This window comes from Micromonospora sp. NPDC093277, assembly GCF_044765245.1.
Lineage (GTDB): Bacteria > Actinomycetota > Actinomycetes > Mycobacteriales > Micromonosporaceae > Micromonospora.
This window is the reverse complement of sequence record NZ_JBIWJO010000009.1, coordinates 57,907-73,224: the sequence shown is the minus strand read 5'-3', so window position 1 is coordinate 73,224 and position 15,318 is coordinate 57,907. Positions and strand designations below refer to the sequence as shown.

The following is a 15,318-nucleotide window of genomic DNA, read 5'->3' as shown; positions in this document are numbered from 1 at the left end:
GATCAGGAGGCCCCGCGATCGTCCCTTCACCGTCACCCTCCGGTCCCTTGGAGACACGACGAGTGCAGGCTAGAAACGACTTCTATACGCATCGATATCGTCGAGATACATTCCGGCTCCCGGCGAGCCGGCACGACGTGAGCGGACGAGATGCTCGGCCACTCAGGCCGCGACCGGACCGATCCGAGGACCAGGACGGGCATGCATCGGCGCGGCCGGCACGGCGGCCAGCTCGGTGAGGTACTCGCGGACCAGAGCCGGCAGGCGGTACCCGGCGGAACCGTCCGGAAAGAGCAGGTGAGCGTCGACGAGGCTGTCCAACGCCCGCCGGATTCGTTGGGTGCTGACGACCAGTTGGGTGGCGGCCCGGTCCACCAGATCCTGCGTGTCGGGATGGGTACCGAGCAGTTTCAGGAGCTGGCCGGTCACTTCGTCCTCGGCGCGGACGGCGGCAACGATACTGGCCAGACTGGCTCGCACCGACAGGTCCTCGTCGGCGAGCAGGTCCAGCCGGTGACGGTCGTCGCCGAGCTCGGCGACGAGGGTGGCCACCGGCATGGTCGGCCAGCGCGCCAGGCGCGCGCCGGCGACCCGCAACGCCAGCACCGAGCCGGCGCACAGCCGGACCAGCTCCGCCGTCGCCGCACCATCGGCCGTCAGCCGTTGCCGCCCCACAGTGGTGGCGAGCAGGTCCCGCGCCTGCGCCACCCCCAACGGCCGCAGCGCCACCCGCCGAACCCCGTCCAGGCTGCCGAGTCTTCGGGAACCGACGGCGACCAGGGCAGGTCCCGGGCCGGCGGGAAGCAGCGGCCGCACCTGGGCCGCCCTGGTGACACCGTCGACGACCACCAACAGCCGGCGCCCGGCCACCAGCGACCGGAACCAGCCAGCCCGCTCGTCGGCGTTCTCGGGCACGTCGGTCGCCGCCACCCCTAACGCGCGCAGCACCCGGGCCAGCACCTCACCCGGCGTCACCGCGGTCCGGTGGTCGAGGTCCGCGAAGACCTGCCCGTCCGGGAAGTCGGCGGCCACCTGGTGCGCGGCGCGGACCGCCAGCGCCGTCTTGCCGCTACCCGCGGCACCGGTGACGATCACCGCCGCCGGCGCCGGGCCGTGCAGGGCGGCGACGACATCGGCGGTCTCCCGAGGGCGGGCGACGAAGGTGACCAGGTCCGCCGGAAGCTCCCGAGGCACCGCCCACCCGACGGACGAGCCCACCGCGGTCGGTGCCGTCGGCGTGACCGTGGGCCCGGCCGGCATCGTCCACGACAGCTCCGGTGCCCGGTCGAGCACCGCACGGTGCAGGCCGGTCAGCTCGCCGCTGGGCTCGATGCCGAGCTGCTCGCTGAAGACCGCCCGCGCGTCCTGGTAGACGGCGAGCGCCGCCGGCACGTCCCCACAGCGATAGAGGGCGAGCATGAGCTGCGACCAGGCCCGCTCCCGCAGCGGGTGTGCGGCGACGTGGCCGCGCAGCTCGGCCAGCAGCTGCGCATGCTGGCCGGCCGTCAGTCGGGCCTCGGCCAGTTCCTCGAAGACCTGCAGTCGCTGCTCATCGAGGCTCGCCCAGCGATTGTCCAACACCGTGCCGCGTGGCAGGCCGTCGCCGCAGGCACCGCGCCACTGCGCCAGCGCGCTCCCCAGTCTCCCGATGGCGCCGACCGGGTCACTGGCCAGTATGGCGCGCCCCTCCCCCGCCAGCCGCTGGAACTCGGTCACGTCCAGCTCATGCGCCGCCAGCTGCAGCTCGTACGCCTGCGAGCGGGCGACGAGGCGAGCGCCGAACGTGGACCGCAACGCGGCGACGTGGGACCGTAGGTTGGCCACGGCGGAGGCCGGCGGGGCGTCGCGCCACACCATGCCGGCCAACCGGGCCAGCGAGACGGGCCGATTCGCCTCAAGTGCCAGGCCCGCCAGAACCGTTCGCCGCTTGGCCCCTCCAGGGGTGACATCCTGGCCGTTGTTGACGACTTCCACCGGGCCCAGAAGCCGAATCCGCAGTTCCATCATGCCCGCTCCCTGCTGATCTCAGGAGCGGCCAGGCTAGAGAAGACCATCACTGTCCGACAAGACGATGAACGAGCAGCTTAAGGTGATGAAAATCAATACCGATGAGCGGCGTGTCCACGTAACGTCGATGCCGTCGAAAACGCATCGGATCACCATGGGACAGCAGGTAGGGCGACCGACAGCCCGCCGACTGTCCTTTCGGGCCAGGACCTGGCAGGATCGGGCACCCACGCTACCAACCCGAGGTCGGCCCACGGCGACAGAACCGACACCGTTGCCTACGGTCGTGAACGCCGTCACCCGACCTTGACCCCAACCCGGGCTGATATTTGCTCTTCGCGTTCGGCGGCTTCGTCTACGGACCGTTCCTCGCCTACAGCCTCGCCCTGTTCCAGAACACCGCCGACCCTGATGATCACCTGCCTGCGGAGTTCGCCGAACGGATCTTCGGCCCGCGCAAACGGTCCCAGGGTTTCCACCAGACGGTCAGCGAGACGACCGAGGGTCAGCCAGCCGATACGCTCGTCGCGGTCCGTCCCTACGGACCAGGACGAGCCCTATTCGGAGGAGTGGAATGACCGTAATCAGCCGCATCACCGGCCGTCAGATCCTCGACAGCCGGGGAAACCCGACCGTCGAGGTGGACGTCGTACTCGACGACGGCTCCCTCGGCCGGGCGGCGGTGCCGTCCGGGGCGTCGACCGGCGCCAACGAGGCCGTCGAACTGCGCGACGGCGACGCGAGCCGCTTCCATGGCAAGGGCGTACGCAGGGCCGTTGACGCCGTGAACGGCGTGATCGCCGAAGCCGTGGTGGGCCTGGACGCGGAGGACCAGGCTGGAGTCGACGAGACGATGATCGCCCTGGACGGCACCCCGAACAAGGGCAACCTCGGCGCCAACGCGATCCTCGGGGTTTCGCTGGCCACCGCGCGAGCGGCGGCCGTCGCCCACCGCCAGCCGCTGTACCGGTACGTGGGTGGCGTCGGGGCCCGGCTGCTGCCGGTGCCGATGATGAACATCGTCAACGGCGGGGTGCACGCGGACAACCTGCTCGACTTTCAGGAGTTCATGATCGCGCCGATCGGGGCGCCGAGCTTCGCCGAGGCCGTACGGATGGGCTCCGAGGTGTTCCACACGCTGCGGAAGTCCCTGGCCAAGGCGGGGCACAACACCAACGTGGGCGACGAGGGCGGCTTCGCTCCGAACCTCGCCACCGCCGACGAGGCGCTGCAGTTCGTGGTGCGGGCGATCGAGGAGACCGGTTACGAGCCGGGCCGGGACATCTCCATCTGCCTGGACCCGGCCAGCTCCGAGTTCTATCGTGACGGCGTCTACGACTACGCGGGCGAGGGACGCAAGCGGACCATGGAGGAGCACGTCGCGTATCTCGCCGAGCTCATCGCCCGCTACCCGATCGCCTCCATCGAGGACCCGATGGCCGAGGACGACATCGATGGGTGGAAGCAGCTGATGGCAGTCGCCGGGGACCGGGCACAGCTCGTCGGTGACGACGTGTTCTGCACGAACGTGGTGCGGCTGCGGGACGGCATCGAGGGCGGGTACGCAAACTCGATCCTGGTCAAGGTCAACCAGATCGGCACGCTGACCGAGACCCTCACCACCGTGGACACCGCGCACAAGGCCGGCTACACGGTAGTGATGTCGCACCGGTCCGGCGAGACGGAGGACACCACAATCGCGGACCTCGCCGTCGGGACGGTGTGTGGACAGATCAAGACCGGATCGCTTTCGCGGTCCGATCGGACGGCGAAGTACAACCAGCTGATCCGCATCGAGGAGGAACTCGGCGAGCGCGCCCTCTACGCCGGCCGCACGGCACTGACCGTCCGGCCCTGACCAGCCTGTCGCCGTTCCGGGCCTCAGCGGCGCGGTCCGAGCGGCGACGGTCGATTGCCGCGAGTGTTTCGCCACACCTTCCTTGCCTCGATCGAGCCATTGACACGCGTTGACGACGGTTGGCCGCTGAGTCCGGGGCCCCTGCTGGACAACCACAGCGGGCTGGCCGATGTAGTTGGGACCCGCACGGTCGTCGGCGCCGAGATAGCGGTACGGCAACGAGAGCGCGGCCGGTCCGGTCCGACTGATCCGCCGCCGTCTCGGGTCGACGTGAACCCGGCCGATCGACGCGTCGCGCGGACCGCAACGCGTCGATCCTCGTCGAGGCGACGGGATGTCGGGGTGGCGGTGCGGTGTCAGTTCGGCTGGCGACGCCAGGCCGGGCGGACCGCGTAAGTGAAGGCACGCAGGCAGTACTCGGCCGGGCCGTAGCGGTGGGTTGCCAGCCAGCGCGCGCTGACCAGGAGCTGGAGCAGGAAGATTGCGACGGCGAGGAGCACGGTGGTCAGCGGCGAGACGTGGCCGACGAGTCCGAAACCCCATCCGGTGAAGAGGATCGCGCAGACCAGCGACTGGCCGAGGTAGTTGCTCAGCGTCATGCTCCCGGCCGGCGTGAGCGCGGCGGCCAGGCGCCGCCCCGACCGGGTACGGAAGAACTCCAGCAGGGTGCTGACGTAGGCGGCGGTGAGCAGTGGCGCGGTCAGCACCGAGATCGCCACGGCGAACATGTTCATCCGGGTGGTGCCGCCGGTACTGGCCAGCACCACCCCGCCGGCGAGGCCGACCGGATATCCGACGTACTGGATGATCCGCAGCGTGCGCCGGTGCCGCCCGGCGTCGGCGAGCACCTGCCGCTTGCCGGCGGCCAGGCCGACCAGGAACGCGGCCATCGCCAGCGGCCCCTGGAAGCCGGCGAGGGCGCCGAGCATCTGCGGCATCGAGCGGAGGTGCTCGGCGATCACCGAGCCCGGGCCGGCGCGTAGCGCCTCGGTGGACTCCTGCCCGGCGGCGATCGCGGCCGCCGGGTCCGGGGCGAAGACCGTGCCCGACAGCGCCGACATCGTCATGAAGAGCGCGACTATCCCGGTCAGCACTCCGGCGGCGATCAGCGCGGTCCGGGGCCGGATGCCGCGTACGGCCAGCAGGATCAGCCCGAGCACGGCGTACGTGGTGAGGATGTCGCCGTGGAACAGCAGTACGGCGTGTGCGGCGCCGATCACGAACAGTCCGGCCAGCCGGCGGAGGAACCGGGGTACGAAGGCAGCGTTCTGCCGGGCGGCGGAGTCGAACTGCAACGTGAAGCTGTAGCCGAACAGGAACGCGAAGAGCAGATAGAACTTCAGCTCGAACAGCAGCGCGACGACCCAGCGCACCCCCTGGTCGAGGCCGGAGGAGAAGGCCGGGTCGTCGATGCCGTGCCACGGGAAGGCCGTGGCGAAGTAGGCGATGTTTTCGACCAGGATGCTGAACAGCGCGACGCTGCGCAGCGCATCGACGTCGCCGAGGCGACGGTCGGTGGTCGCTGAGGACGGGTCCGGCGCTGCCGGACGGGCGGACGCGTGGCTCGGGGCTCGGCTGCTCATGGTCAGGAATATACGGACGTCCTATACATCTGTCTATGACGCTTGTATGAGACACACGTATTGGACGGGCGTATAGCACACGTTAGGATCGCGGCGTGGGTCATCGGGAACAACTCCTCGCCGGCGCCAAGCGCTGCCTCTACGAGCGCGGGTACGCCCGCACCACCGCGCGGGACATCGTCACCGCCTCCGGCACCAACCTGGCCTCCATCGGCTACCACTTCGGCTCGAAGGAGGCCCTGCTCACCGCCGCGATGATCGAGGCGATGGACGAGTGGGGCGACGAACTCGAACAGGCCATCGCGGTCGCCGCGGACGCCACCCCGCTGGAGCGGCTGACCGCGATCTGGACCGGGGTGTCGGAGTCGGTCACCCGGCACCGGCAGCTCTGGGCCGCCTCGGTCGACCTGCTAGCCCAGGTCGACCACCGCCCCGAGCTGCGGGAACGGCTCGCCGCCGCGATGGCCGCCGGGCGGGCCGCGTTCACCACGGTCGTGCTGGACGGTCCCGGCAACGGCGACACCGGCGACACCGCCAACGGCAACGACCGCGCCAACCCCAACACCAACGGCAGGGACCCCGCCGACGGCACCGGCAGCGGGGCGGGCGGCAGGGCTCGAGACATGGCGGCGGGAGGCCCCGGGTCCGAGGTCGGGGACCTGGTGATGACCGTGATCATCGGGCTGACTGTGCAGTGGCTGCTCGACCCGGAACGGGCGCCCGCCGCAACGCAACTGGTCCAGGCGCTGCGTACCCTCGCGGCGACCGCCGGACCGGCCGGCGACGTAACGTGACGAGCAGGCTGGCCAGGGGCGCCGGCATGCTCTTTGACCACCGCGACCGGCACCGCACCACCCCGACAGATGGGTTACCGTCGGCGGGTGATTCCGGTGGAGGCCGTCGCTGCGGCATACGCGCAGTGGATCACGCCCGCCCTGCCGCTGTACGGCAACGATCACGAGCGGGCTGACTTCGCTCCCTGATCCGCTCCCGAGCTGAACGCCCTTCTTCCCCAACCCGAAGCGTGCACCGGGAGCGATGCCTCATGTCCGTCAACAGTTCCGGAATCCTGGTGGTGCTGCGCGCACCCCAGGTCCTACGGGTCCTCGTCAGCAGCCAGGTCGGCCGGCTGCCCACCGCCAGCGGACCGCTGGCCCTGTTGTTGTTCGCCCGGCAGTCGCTGAGTCTGGCCACCGCCGGCCTGCTGGTCGCCGCCTACACGGCGGGCATGGCGGTGGGCACGCCCCTGCTGGCCCGGGCGGTGGACCGGTGGCGGCAGCCACCGGTGCTGTGGGGGTCGGCGGTCCTCTCCGGCCTCGGGTTCAGCGTGGTGGCGCTGACCGGCGGCCACCTGACGGGTGCGGTGACCGGCGCGGCGGTGGCCGGGCTCGGTACGCCTCCGTTGGAGGCATGCCTGCGGACCCTCTGGCCCAGTCTGCTTCCAGCGAGCGCCGTGCCGACGGCGTACACGCTCGACATCGCGGTCCAGGAGGTGATCTTCGTGGTGGGTCCGCTGGTCACCCTGAGCGCGATCGCCCTGGGCGGGCCGGCCGCCGGGCTGGTCGCCGCCGCCGTGGCGCAACTCGTCGGCACGGCGGCGTACGCGATGGCACCGGCCGCCCGGGCGTGGCGCGGGGTGCCGGCGGTGCGGCACTGGGCGGGACCGCTGCGCGTACCCCGGTTCGCGGTCATGGTGGCCGGGGTGATCGGTATCGGTGCGGCGGTCGGCAGCATCGCGGTGGCGGTTACCGGCTACGCGGAGGCGGTCGGCGACCGGCGACTGAGCGGTTGGCTGCTCGCGGCGCAGGCGGCCGGAGCGCTGGCCGGCGGGTTGCTCTACACCCGGGCCCGGCCGGGCGGGCCGGGCCGGCTGCCGCTGCTGGCCGCCGGTCTGGCCGCCGGGTACCTGCCGTTGCTGCTCGCCCCGGGTCCGGTGCCGATGGCCGGCCTGCTGGTGGTCAGCGGGTTCGCGCTGCCGCCGGTGCTGACCGCCATCTTCCTCACCGCTGAGCGGCTGGCCGAGCCGGGGACGGTGGCCGAGGCGTTCGCGTGGGTGGCCACCACCTTCGTGATCGGCAGCGCCGCCGGCTCGGCGCTCGCCGGCCCGCTGGTGTCGACCGGGCTGCGGTACGGTCTGGCCATCGCGCCCGTCGCCGCCCTGCTCGGGGCGATGGTGCTGTGGGGTGTCTCGTTGCGCGACCGGCGGGACCGGGCCGGCACCACCGAGGAAGGGGAACCGGCGACGCCCGGTCAACGGACGCCGGCATGAGAGATACGGCCGGAAACCGTCAGGGACGGTAGCGAGCCCACCCCCTGGCGTGAGGACGACCGTGGTCGGGCAGCTTCCTCGGCGGACAGCGGCCGTTGTAAACGATCCTGACATTCACCCGCGGCGGAACGATTGCGCTGATGGGTCATGCTAAGGCAACCCGCACAGCGGTCGATTGGAGTGAACCTTGACGATGCCCTGGCTCTGGATCGTCCTGGGCGGTGTAGCGCTGCTGCTCGTCGTCGCGTCAGCCGTCGTCGTTGTACGGCAGCGCCGGGTGGCCCGCGCATCGATAACGCGTGACCCAGTCATGCGGAAGGCGCGGCGAGCTATGGCCGAGATGCAAGACCAACGTCGGCGTTCCAGCAAGGGCACGATCCGGGGCGAAGGCGGCGGGGGGAACGCGAGGACGATGTATGACACTGCGCATGGCGCGGACACCTCCTCCGGAGGATAGTCGGATCGACGTCACCTGGGACCGGGCGCGACCCAATCTGCCGCCGGCGGCGCCTGGCATGACAACCCGAATGCGAGCATCGGCCGGAGTCGTGTTGACTTTGCCGGTGGATCGTCAACGGCTCAGCAGCATCGCCCACTCGCACCACCCGATCGCGGCCCCGATCTTCGCTGTCAACCTCAACCGGCTCCTGCGCCGAGCGGACCGCCAGCCGGCGGCTCGTGTCCTCGACCTCGGCTGCGGGGAGGGATCCTGGGCGCTGCAGGCCCTCGCGCACTTTCCGGACGGGCACGCGGACGGCATAGACGTCAACCCGTACGCCCTCGAACGCGCCGCCAGCGCCGCCGCCGAACGCGGCCTCGCCGACCGGCTCACGCTGCACGAACGCGACGCCCGGACCTACGTGCCTGACGGCGGTTACGACTTGGTGCTGTGCGTCGGGTCGACACACGCGTTCGGCGGATTCGGCGAGACGCTGGAGCTGGCCGGCCGGCATGTGAATGCCGACGGCGTCCTGATGGTCGGTGAGGGATTCTGGCAGGTCCCGCCGACTCCGGAGGCGCTCGCCGCGCTCGATGCGAAACCTGAGGAGTTCACCGACCTGGCCGGCCTGGTCGAAGCTGCTGAGCAGGCCGGCTGGACGCCGGTGTACGCCCATGTCAGCGACGCCGCCGAGTGGGACGACTACGAATGGTCGTGGATCGGCTCGCTCACCGAGTGGGCGCTGGACAATCCCGGCCATCCAGAGGCTGCCGAGGCACTCGCCGTCGCCCGGGAGCACCGCGACCAGTGGTTGCGCGGGTACCGCAACGTCCTGGGCTTCGCGACGCTGGTGCTACGCCGTATCTGATGGTGGGGCGGTTTTCACTGACCTGAAACTGGGCTTGACGGCGTTGCTACGTACTGCGATGCTACGCGGGACGTAGTAAGGGGGTTCGATGGCCGGGCTCGCCGACCTCGGCCGGTTCTCCGAACCGGCACTACACATCCTGATCAGCCTCGCCGCAGGACCCAAGCACGGCTACGCGATGCAGGACGACATCGGCGAGCTCACCGGCGCCCGCCCCGGACCCGGCACGCTCTACGGCGCGATCCGTCGCCTGGAGGAGCACGCCTACATCGAGGCCCTGCCCGAGCAGGACCGACGCAAGCCGTACCGGCTGACCGACGCCGGCCGGGCAGCCCTGGGCACCGAACTGCAGCGCATGCGGTCCCTCGCCGCGACCGGGCTGCGCCGGCTGGCGGTGGCCTGATGCGCACCCGGATCATCCGCGCCGTGCTGGCGCTGTACCCGGCCGCGATCCGCGAGCGCTACGGCGACGAGATCGCCGAACTGCTCACCGCCAGCGACACCCCGGCCCGGGACCTGGCCGACACCGCCCGGTGTGCACTGCGCGACCGGCTCACCCACCGAACGGAGACGATGACCGTGGCCCAGGCACGCACCGCCGCCGTCACCCTGATCAAGCTGGTGATCGCGCCGTTCGCGTTCGGCGTGCTGCTGCTGGCCCTGCTGACCACGGCGGGTCTGCTGGCCGACGTGACCGGCGCACACGAGGCCGCGCCCTACGGGTACGCGCTGGCGGTGGCGCTTGCCGCTGCCTCGATGTGGTGGTTCGGCCGGTCGGTGGCACGCTCCGAGCCGATCGTCGCGGCCGCCGTCGTGGTTCCGGTGGCGCTCGCGCTGGGCGTCGCGGGCATCAGCGCCGTACCGCATGTCGGTGATGTGCTCGGCGAGGTCCGTGCCGGATCACTGGCGGCCGCGGCCTGCTGGGCGGTCGGCGCCGCCGGTCTCGGCTGGGCGGTGAGCGTCCTACTGCGCCACGGCCGCCGCGCCGCTGCCTGGATCAGCAGCGGGTTGGGGGCGCTGCTGCTGCTCGACGCGGTCACCGCCGTGTACGTGTTCACCGCGCTGCCGCCGGAGCGCGCCCCGCGACACAATGCGCCGCTGTGGTACCTGTCGACCATGAGCTGGTGGGATCCAGGCCTGGTCGACGGCACGTACCGGCAGCTCGAGGACTCGATCAAGATGCTGCCGCCGGTGCTGACCATGTGCACGGTGTTCCTGCTCGCCGTGGTCGGCGTCAGCGCGAGCAGGCCCAGACCGGCCGCGTGATCGGTGTGACTCCCACCTGACGGGGAGCGGCTCGTTGACGTACGGCACGCCGTGCGCCCCCTCGGCTGGCGCCCACACCAAACCTTGTCGAGCCGTCGACGTACTTCAGTGGTCAGGCTCGTGCCGCGAGTCGCCCGGCGGCCGACAGCCGCCGGATCGCCTCTCGATGCGGAACGGCGTGACTGGTACGACCACCCGCGCCGGTGGTGGTGACGGCGGTGAACAGCGAGTTGAGCAGCGCTTCCTCAACCGCGTCCAGGACTGCGGCGAAGAGCGGGTTGATCTCCTCGTCGGGGATCGGTGGCGGGCCCGGCTGTAGGGTGCTGAACGCGATCGCGTAGTCGCCGCTGGTGTTGCTGTACGACGCTCCGACTCGGCCCATCGCGAAAACCGCCCGCTTGGCGACCCGTCGGAGCTGTCGGGCGTCCAGGGGAACGTCGGTGGACACCACGATCATGCACGAGTTGCCAGGTGGTTCGGCCAGATCGGCGTCCGGGATCAGCTCATGGACCGGCAGCGGGACGCCGAGGGCGGTCAGCACTCCTCCGAAGTTGGACTGGACGAGGGCGCCGACCGTCGCCGGACGGTCGGCCACCTGTACCGTCCTGGACGAGGTGCCGATGCCGGCCTTGAAGCCCAAGGCCGTGGTGCCGGTGCCGGCTCCGACGCAGCCCTCCGCTGGCGGTTCGCCGGACGCCTGGGTGATGGCAGCGAGCACGTGTTCCGCGGTGATCGGGCGACGGCGGATGTCTGACAGGTGGCCGTCGTTGGTCTCGCCGACCAGTGGGTTGAACGACAGGTTGTCTCGCCGGCGGTCCATCAGGTAGCTCAGCACCGCGTCCGCGGCCCGGAAGACGGACAACGTGGCGGTCAGGACGATCGGTGACTCCAGGACCCCGAGTTCGTCCACCTGGGTTGAGCCGACGAGTTTCCCGTGGCCGTTGCCGGAGTAGATCGCGGCCGGCAGGGTCCATCGTCCGGGGCCGAGCTGGCTCGGTACAACGGCGGTGACACCAGTGTGCAGGTCGGCACCGTCGTCGATGGTGGTGTGCCCGACCCGGATCCCGGCGACGTCGGTGATCGCGTTGTGCCGCCCGGTGGACAGCGACCCGACGACGAGTCCGAGATCGCGGGCGCGGCGACTGAGCTGGTTCATGGCGCTTCCTGTCATCGTTGTTGTCGTAGTTGTTTTACAGTGCGGCGTTGCATGGATCGTTGCGGAACCGTGCCGGCCGGGTGCGGCGGTATGTGCACGGCGAGGACCACGACAACATCCAGAGCGGCGTGATGATCTTCCGGTCGTCTGGCGGCACGGAGCACCTGGGGCCTCCCTGGAGTGGACATCGCACACCTGCGCGGACGGCCCGCCGAGGTTCCGACCGAGTGGCCCGTCGTATCTCCGGTCCAACGCCCCTGTTGTTAGACTGACGGGGCGTTGATCGTTTGTTGAGGAGCCCAGACATGGTGGTGGACGACGACATCTCCGGGTGATACCCGGAACTGGCAGGCCGCTGGGCCGGTGCGTGGAAGCGCCGCCGACGTGGCCTTGCTGTCGTCCCTCTTTCTCCCTGTCTGCTGCCGGGGCAGAAGTCTCTTTCCTGCCCCCTCCCCACGAGGTCACCTCCATGTCCGATGCCTGCATCGTCTGCTCGAACCTGTCCTTCACCTGGCCCGACGGCACCCCCGTCTTCCAGGACCTGTCATTCACCGTCGCCTCCGGCCGCACCGGCCTCGTCGCGCCCAACGGCACCGGCAAGAGCACTCTGCTCAAGCTGATCGCCGGTGAACTGCGGCCCGGTGCCGGATCGATCTCCGTAGCCGGCACCCTCGGCTACCTCCCGCAGAGCCTCCCCCTGGCCGGCGACCTCGCTGTCGCCGAGGTGCTGAGTGTCGCCGCGATCATCCAGGCAATCGACGCCGTGGAGTCCGGGGACGTCGACGAGAAGCACTTCGCCACCATCGGCGACGACTGGGACATCGAGGAACGCACCCGCGCCCAGCTCGACCGCCTCGGCCTGGCCGACCTCACCCTGGATCGCAGCCTGAGCACCCTCAGTGGCGGCCAGGTCATCTCCCTCGGTCTCGCTGCCCAGTTACTGAAGCGGCCCGACGTGCTGCTGCTCGACGAGCCGACCAACAACCTCGACCTCGACGCCCGGCACAAGCTCTACGACGCGCTGGAGGACTTCAACGGCTGCCTGCTCCTGGTCAGCCACGACCGCGCCCTGCTCGACCGCATGGAACGCATCGCCGAACTCGACCGCGGCAACCTGCGCTTGTTCGGCGGCAACTACACCGAGTACGAGGAGGCCGTGCGGGCCGAGCAGGAAGTCGCGGAGAAGAACGTCCGCAACATCGAGCAGGATCTGAAGCGGGAGAAGCGGGAGATGCAACAGGCCCGCGAGCGCGCCGAACGCCGGCAGAGCAACGCCGCTCGCAACCTGAAGAACGCCGGCCTGCCTCGTATCTTCGCCGGCAACCTGAAGCGGGGCGCGCAGGAGTCCGCGGGCCGGGTGGGCCAGATGCACGCCAGCCGGGTCAGCGAGGCGAAGGCCAGGCTGGACGAGGCCGGGCGTGCGCTACGCGAGGAGCAGCGCATCACGCTGGACCTGCCGGACACCAACGTGCCCGCCGGACGCAACCTGTTCCTCGGCGAGCAGCTCTGCATTCGCCTCGGCGACAAGGACGTGTTCGCCGGCCAGGGCGTCGACCTGACCGTCCGGGGCCCGGAGCGCATCGCGCTGACCGGTCCCAATGGTGCCGGCAAGAGCACGCTGCTGCGTCTGATCAGCGGCGACCTGACACCCCGGAGCGGCGAGATCAAGCGGGCCGACGGCCGCATCGCCTACCTCTCGCAGCGCCTCGACCTGCTGGACCCGGACCGTACGGTCGCCGAGAATTTCGCCGACTACGCCCCGGAGCGGCCGGAGGCCGAGCGGATGAACCTGCTCGCCCGCTTCCTCTTCCGGGGGCCTCGCGCCCACCTGCCCGTCGGTGTGCTCTCCGGAGGCGAGCGACTGCGCGCCACCCTGGCCTGTGTGCTGTGCGCGGAACCAGCTCCGCACCTGCTGCTGCTCGACGAGCCGACGAACAACCTCGACCTGGTCAGCGCGGGTCAGTTGGAGAGCGCCCTGAGCTCCTACCAGGGTGCCTTCATTGTGGTCAGCCACGACGAGCGGTTCCTGCACGAGATCGGCGTGAACCGATGGCTGCGGCTTGCCGACGGCGCGCTGAAGGAGACGGGGGCTCCTGAGGTGTGAGCCGTCGACGTGTCGACCTGGCCCGTGCCCGAGGCATGCCGCCCCGCGCGCGGGTCGGGCCCGCCGCGCCACTGCCCGTACCGGAACCGGTTGCCGGCCACGGTCAGCCCCGGCCGCCGAAACACCCACCAGATTGGACGGACTCAAGCCTCAACTCGGTCGCCCCGCGGCACGAGTGACAAGCTGCCCGCGGGCCCCGCGGCTCTGTCCACGGACGACGCCAGGGACGCCAACCCGGCCGACAACCCTGCCGAATTTCGGGTCCACGTCGGCACCGCGGGCTCCGACGGCAGCGGCTCGGACGATGACGGCTCCGGCGGCTCGGGCGGCGGACTGCGCGAGTTGGGCGGCACAGAGCATCGGTTTGGGAGGTCGAGAACCTGGACAGACCAGAACCTGGTGAGCCAGATTCGCGGAAGTCGTCGTGTTGGCCGCCGACGCGCACGAGGTCATGGCCCCACTAACCCAGGACAACGACGGCACACGTCCATGGAACAACATCTTCGTTCCAGTTGAGAGCGAGTGGCCGGGTACGTTTGGCCGCGGCTGGGCGGCTGAATTCACCCATCGACACCATTGGGCTGAACTGCTGGAGTACCTACAGGCGCTCCGAGTCTCTGCAGGTGCTGATCCACGACGAGGAGGAGGACGACTGCTTCGGCCTCTGGATGTTGTATGACGGCAGGTTTGTCGAGGTGCCGCTTCCGCGCACCGAGCGGTACATCGGACAGGATCCTCCGCCAGATTCCACCTCCCGGATAGGTGCCAAGGTGGCCAGCCCTCTGCTCTGACCACCCCAGCCAGCGGGCGGCCGGAGCCTACGCCCAGGGCGGGAAGGTGTCCGCGCCCCGGTGGCGGAAGTCTAGATATTGACAGTTGCCACTGCGTTCCGGTGTGCTGTGCAAGGGTCCCGCATACGCCACGCAGGAGGTCCCGTTGCGCAAGCTCACCGCCGCCCTCGCCGCGCTCTGCACCACCGGCGCCGCCCTCGCCGTCCTCGCCGCCACCGCCCCGGCGCACGCCGCCGATCCGGCCTGCACCGGCACCATCCGGATCGCGTCGATGACCTGGTCGCCGCCCCAGATCACGCCCGGGCAGGGCAGCACCCTGACGCTCGTCGCGCAAAACTGCACCGACACGCTGCAGCAGGTCTCGCTGTTCTCCTACGGGCGGTTCCTCGGCGCCGACCCCGGCAGTATCCCGCCCGGGTGCCCCGTCCTCGACCCGCTCCCGCCACGCCAGATCACCATCGCGGCCGGTGCAACATATGCGGCGACGTCCGGCTACAGCACGTTCGCCACCTGCACCGCCACCCGACTCCAGGTCACCGCGCGGTTCAGCACCGGCGACACGACGGTCGCCTCCGGCTCCGCCGACCTGGCGATCACGCCGGTACCGCCCAGGCCAGGATGCGCGGTGACGTACCGCACCACGAGCCAGTGGGACGCCGGCTTCGTCGCGCAGTTCACCATCGCCGACATCGCGACCGCGCCGATCGACGGCTGGGCGCTCGCCTTCGACTTCGGCGGCGACCAGCGCATCACCGGCGCCTGGGGTGCGACCACCGCCCAGGCCGGCACCGCCGTCACAGCCCGCAACGAGGCCTGGAACGCCGTCGTGTCCCCCGGTGGTACCGCGACGTTCGGCATCATGGGTACGTGGCACGACAGCGACGCGCCGCCCACGGCCTTCACCGTGAACGGCGCGCCCTGCGAGGTGCGCTGACGCACGTCGGCACTCCCGCAGGGTTGTGTGTCGAGTGGTCCCC

The 15,318-nt window shown here is 70.4% G+C and carries 13 protein-coding genes; 10 read left to right on the top strand and 3 right to left on the bottom strand.

From position 1 onward, the window contains the following. Window positions 1-162: 162 nt before the first annotated feature. Entirely contained in the window at window positions 163-2,007 is a 1,845-nt protein-coding gene (locus tag ACIRG9_RS20765; RefSeq protein WP_402858103.1) for a BTAD domain-containing putative transcriptional regulator, read from the bottom strand. A 329-nt stretch (window positions 2,008-2,336) separates the two neighbouring features. Here ACIRG9_RS20765 and ACIRG9_RS20760 point away from each other — a divergent pair, with 329 nt between their 5' ends. Together ACIRG9_RS20760 and eno are read left to right on the top strand one after the other, a co-directional pair. Continuing rightward, window positions 2,337-2,585, top strand: a complete 249-nt coding sequence (locus tag ACIRG9_RS20760) for a hypothetical protein (RefSeq protein WP_402858100.1) — start codon at window positions 2,337-2,339, stop codon at window positions 2,583-2,585. After that, on the top strand, window positions 2,582-3,865 hold the full coding sequence (eno, locus tag ACIRG9_RS20755) for a phosphopyruvate hydratase (RefSeq protein ID WP_402858097.1): 1,284 nt from the start codon (window positions 2,582-2,584) through the stop codon (window positions 3,863-3,865). The genes ACIRG9_RS20760 and eno overlap by 4 nt, the downstream gene beginning before the upstream one ends. Window positions 3,866-4,221: 356 nt before the next feature. On the opposite strand, the gene ACIRG9_RS20750 is transcribed toward eno, so the two are convergent. After that, entirely contained in the window at window positions 4,222-5,448 is a 1,227-nt protein-coding gene (locus ACIRG9_RS20750; protein WP_402858094.1) for a DUF418 domain-containing protein, read from the bottom strand. Window positions 5,449-5,543: 95 nt separating this feature from the next. Here ACIRG9_RS20750 and ACIRG9_RS20745 point away from each other — a divergent pair, with 95 nt between their 5' ends. The 5 genes from ACIRG9_RS20745 to ACIRG9_RS20725 all read left to right on the top strand — a co-directional run bounded on the left by ACIRG9_RS20745 (window position 5,544) and on the right by ACIRG9_RS20725 (window position 10,290). Further along, the gene (locus tag ACIRG9_RS20745; RefSeq protein ID WP_402858091.1) at window positions 5,544-6,242 is read left to right on the top strand and encodes a TetR/AcrR family transcriptional regulator; all 699 of its coding nucleotides are present in this window, start codon (window positions 5,544-5,546) and stop codon (window positions 6,240-6,242) included. A gap of 251 nt (window positions 6,243-6,493) precedes the next feature. Further along, window positions 6,494-7,717 carry an MFS transporter gene (locus ACIRG9_RS20740; RefSeq protein ID WP_402858088.1) on the top strand — a complete coding sequence of 408 codons (1,224 nt, stop codon included), beginning with the start codon at window positions 6,494-6,496 and terminating at the stop codon, window positions 7,715-7,717. A 563-nt stretch (window positions 7,718-8,280) separates the two neighbouring features. Next, window positions 8,281-9,024, top strand: a complete 744-nt coding sequence (locus ACIRG9_RS20735; RefSeq protein WP_402858085.1) for an SAM-dependent methyltransferase — start codon at window positions 8,281-8,283, stop codon at window positions 9,022-9,024. An 88-nt stretch (window positions 9,025-9,112) separates the two neighbouring features. Further along, window positions 9,113-9,427 carry a PadR family transcriptional regulator gene (locus ACIRG9_RS20730; protein ID WP_402858082.1) on the top strand — a complete coding sequence of 105 codons (315 nt, stop codon included), beginning with the start codon at window positions 9,113-9,115 and terminating at the stop codon, window positions 9,425-9,427. Beyond that, window positions 9,427-10,290 carry a hypothetical protein gene (locus tag ACIRG9_RS20725; RefSeq protein ID WP_402858079.1) on the top strand — a complete coding sequence of 288 codons (864 nt, stop codon included), beginning with the start codon at window positions 9,427-9,429 and terminating at the stop codon, window positions 10,288-10,290. Before ACIRG9_RS20730 ends, ACIRG9_RS20725 begins: the two co-directional genes overlap by 1 nt. A gap of 112 nt (window positions 10,291-10,402) precedes the next feature. Here ACIRG9_RS20725 and ACIRG9_RS20720 read toward each other — a convergent pair whose 3' ends face one another. Then, complete coding sequence (locus tag ACIRG9_RS20720) at window positions 10,403-11,446, bottom strand: P1 family peptidase (protein ID WP_402858076.1); 1,044 nt, start codon at window positions 11,444-11,446, stop codon at window positions 10,403-10,405. A gap of 469 nt (window positions 11,447-11,915) precedes the next feature. Here ACIRG9_RS20720 and abc-f point away from each other — a divergent pair, with 469 nt between their 5' ends. The 3 genes from abc-f to ACIRG9_RS20705 all read left to right on the top strand — a co-directional run bounded on the left by abc-f (window position 11,916) and on the right by ACIRG9_RS20705 (window position 15,275). Further along, on the top strand, window positions 11,916-13,550 hold the full coding sequence (gene abc-f, locus ACIRG9_RS20715; RefSeq protein ID WP_402858073.1) for a ribosomal protection-like ABC-F family protein: 1,635 nt from the start codon (window positions 11,916-11,918) through the stop codon (window positions 13,548-13,550). Window positions 13,551-14,173: 623 nt separating this feature from the next. Further along, window positions 14,174-14,341: a hypothetical protein gene (locus ACIRG9_RS20710; RefSeq protein ID WP_402858070.1), complete on the top strand. Its 168-nt coding sequence runs from the start codon at window positions 14,174-14,176 to the stop codon at window positions 14,339-14,341. 145 nt (window positions 14,342-14,486) lie between these two features. Next, complete coding sequence (locus ACIRG9_RS20705) at window positions 14,487-15,275, top strand: cellulose binding domain-containing protein (protein WP_402858067.1); 789 nt, start codon at window positions 14,487-14,489, stop codon at window positions 15,273-15,275. Window positions 15,276-15,318: the final 43 nt, after the last annotated feature.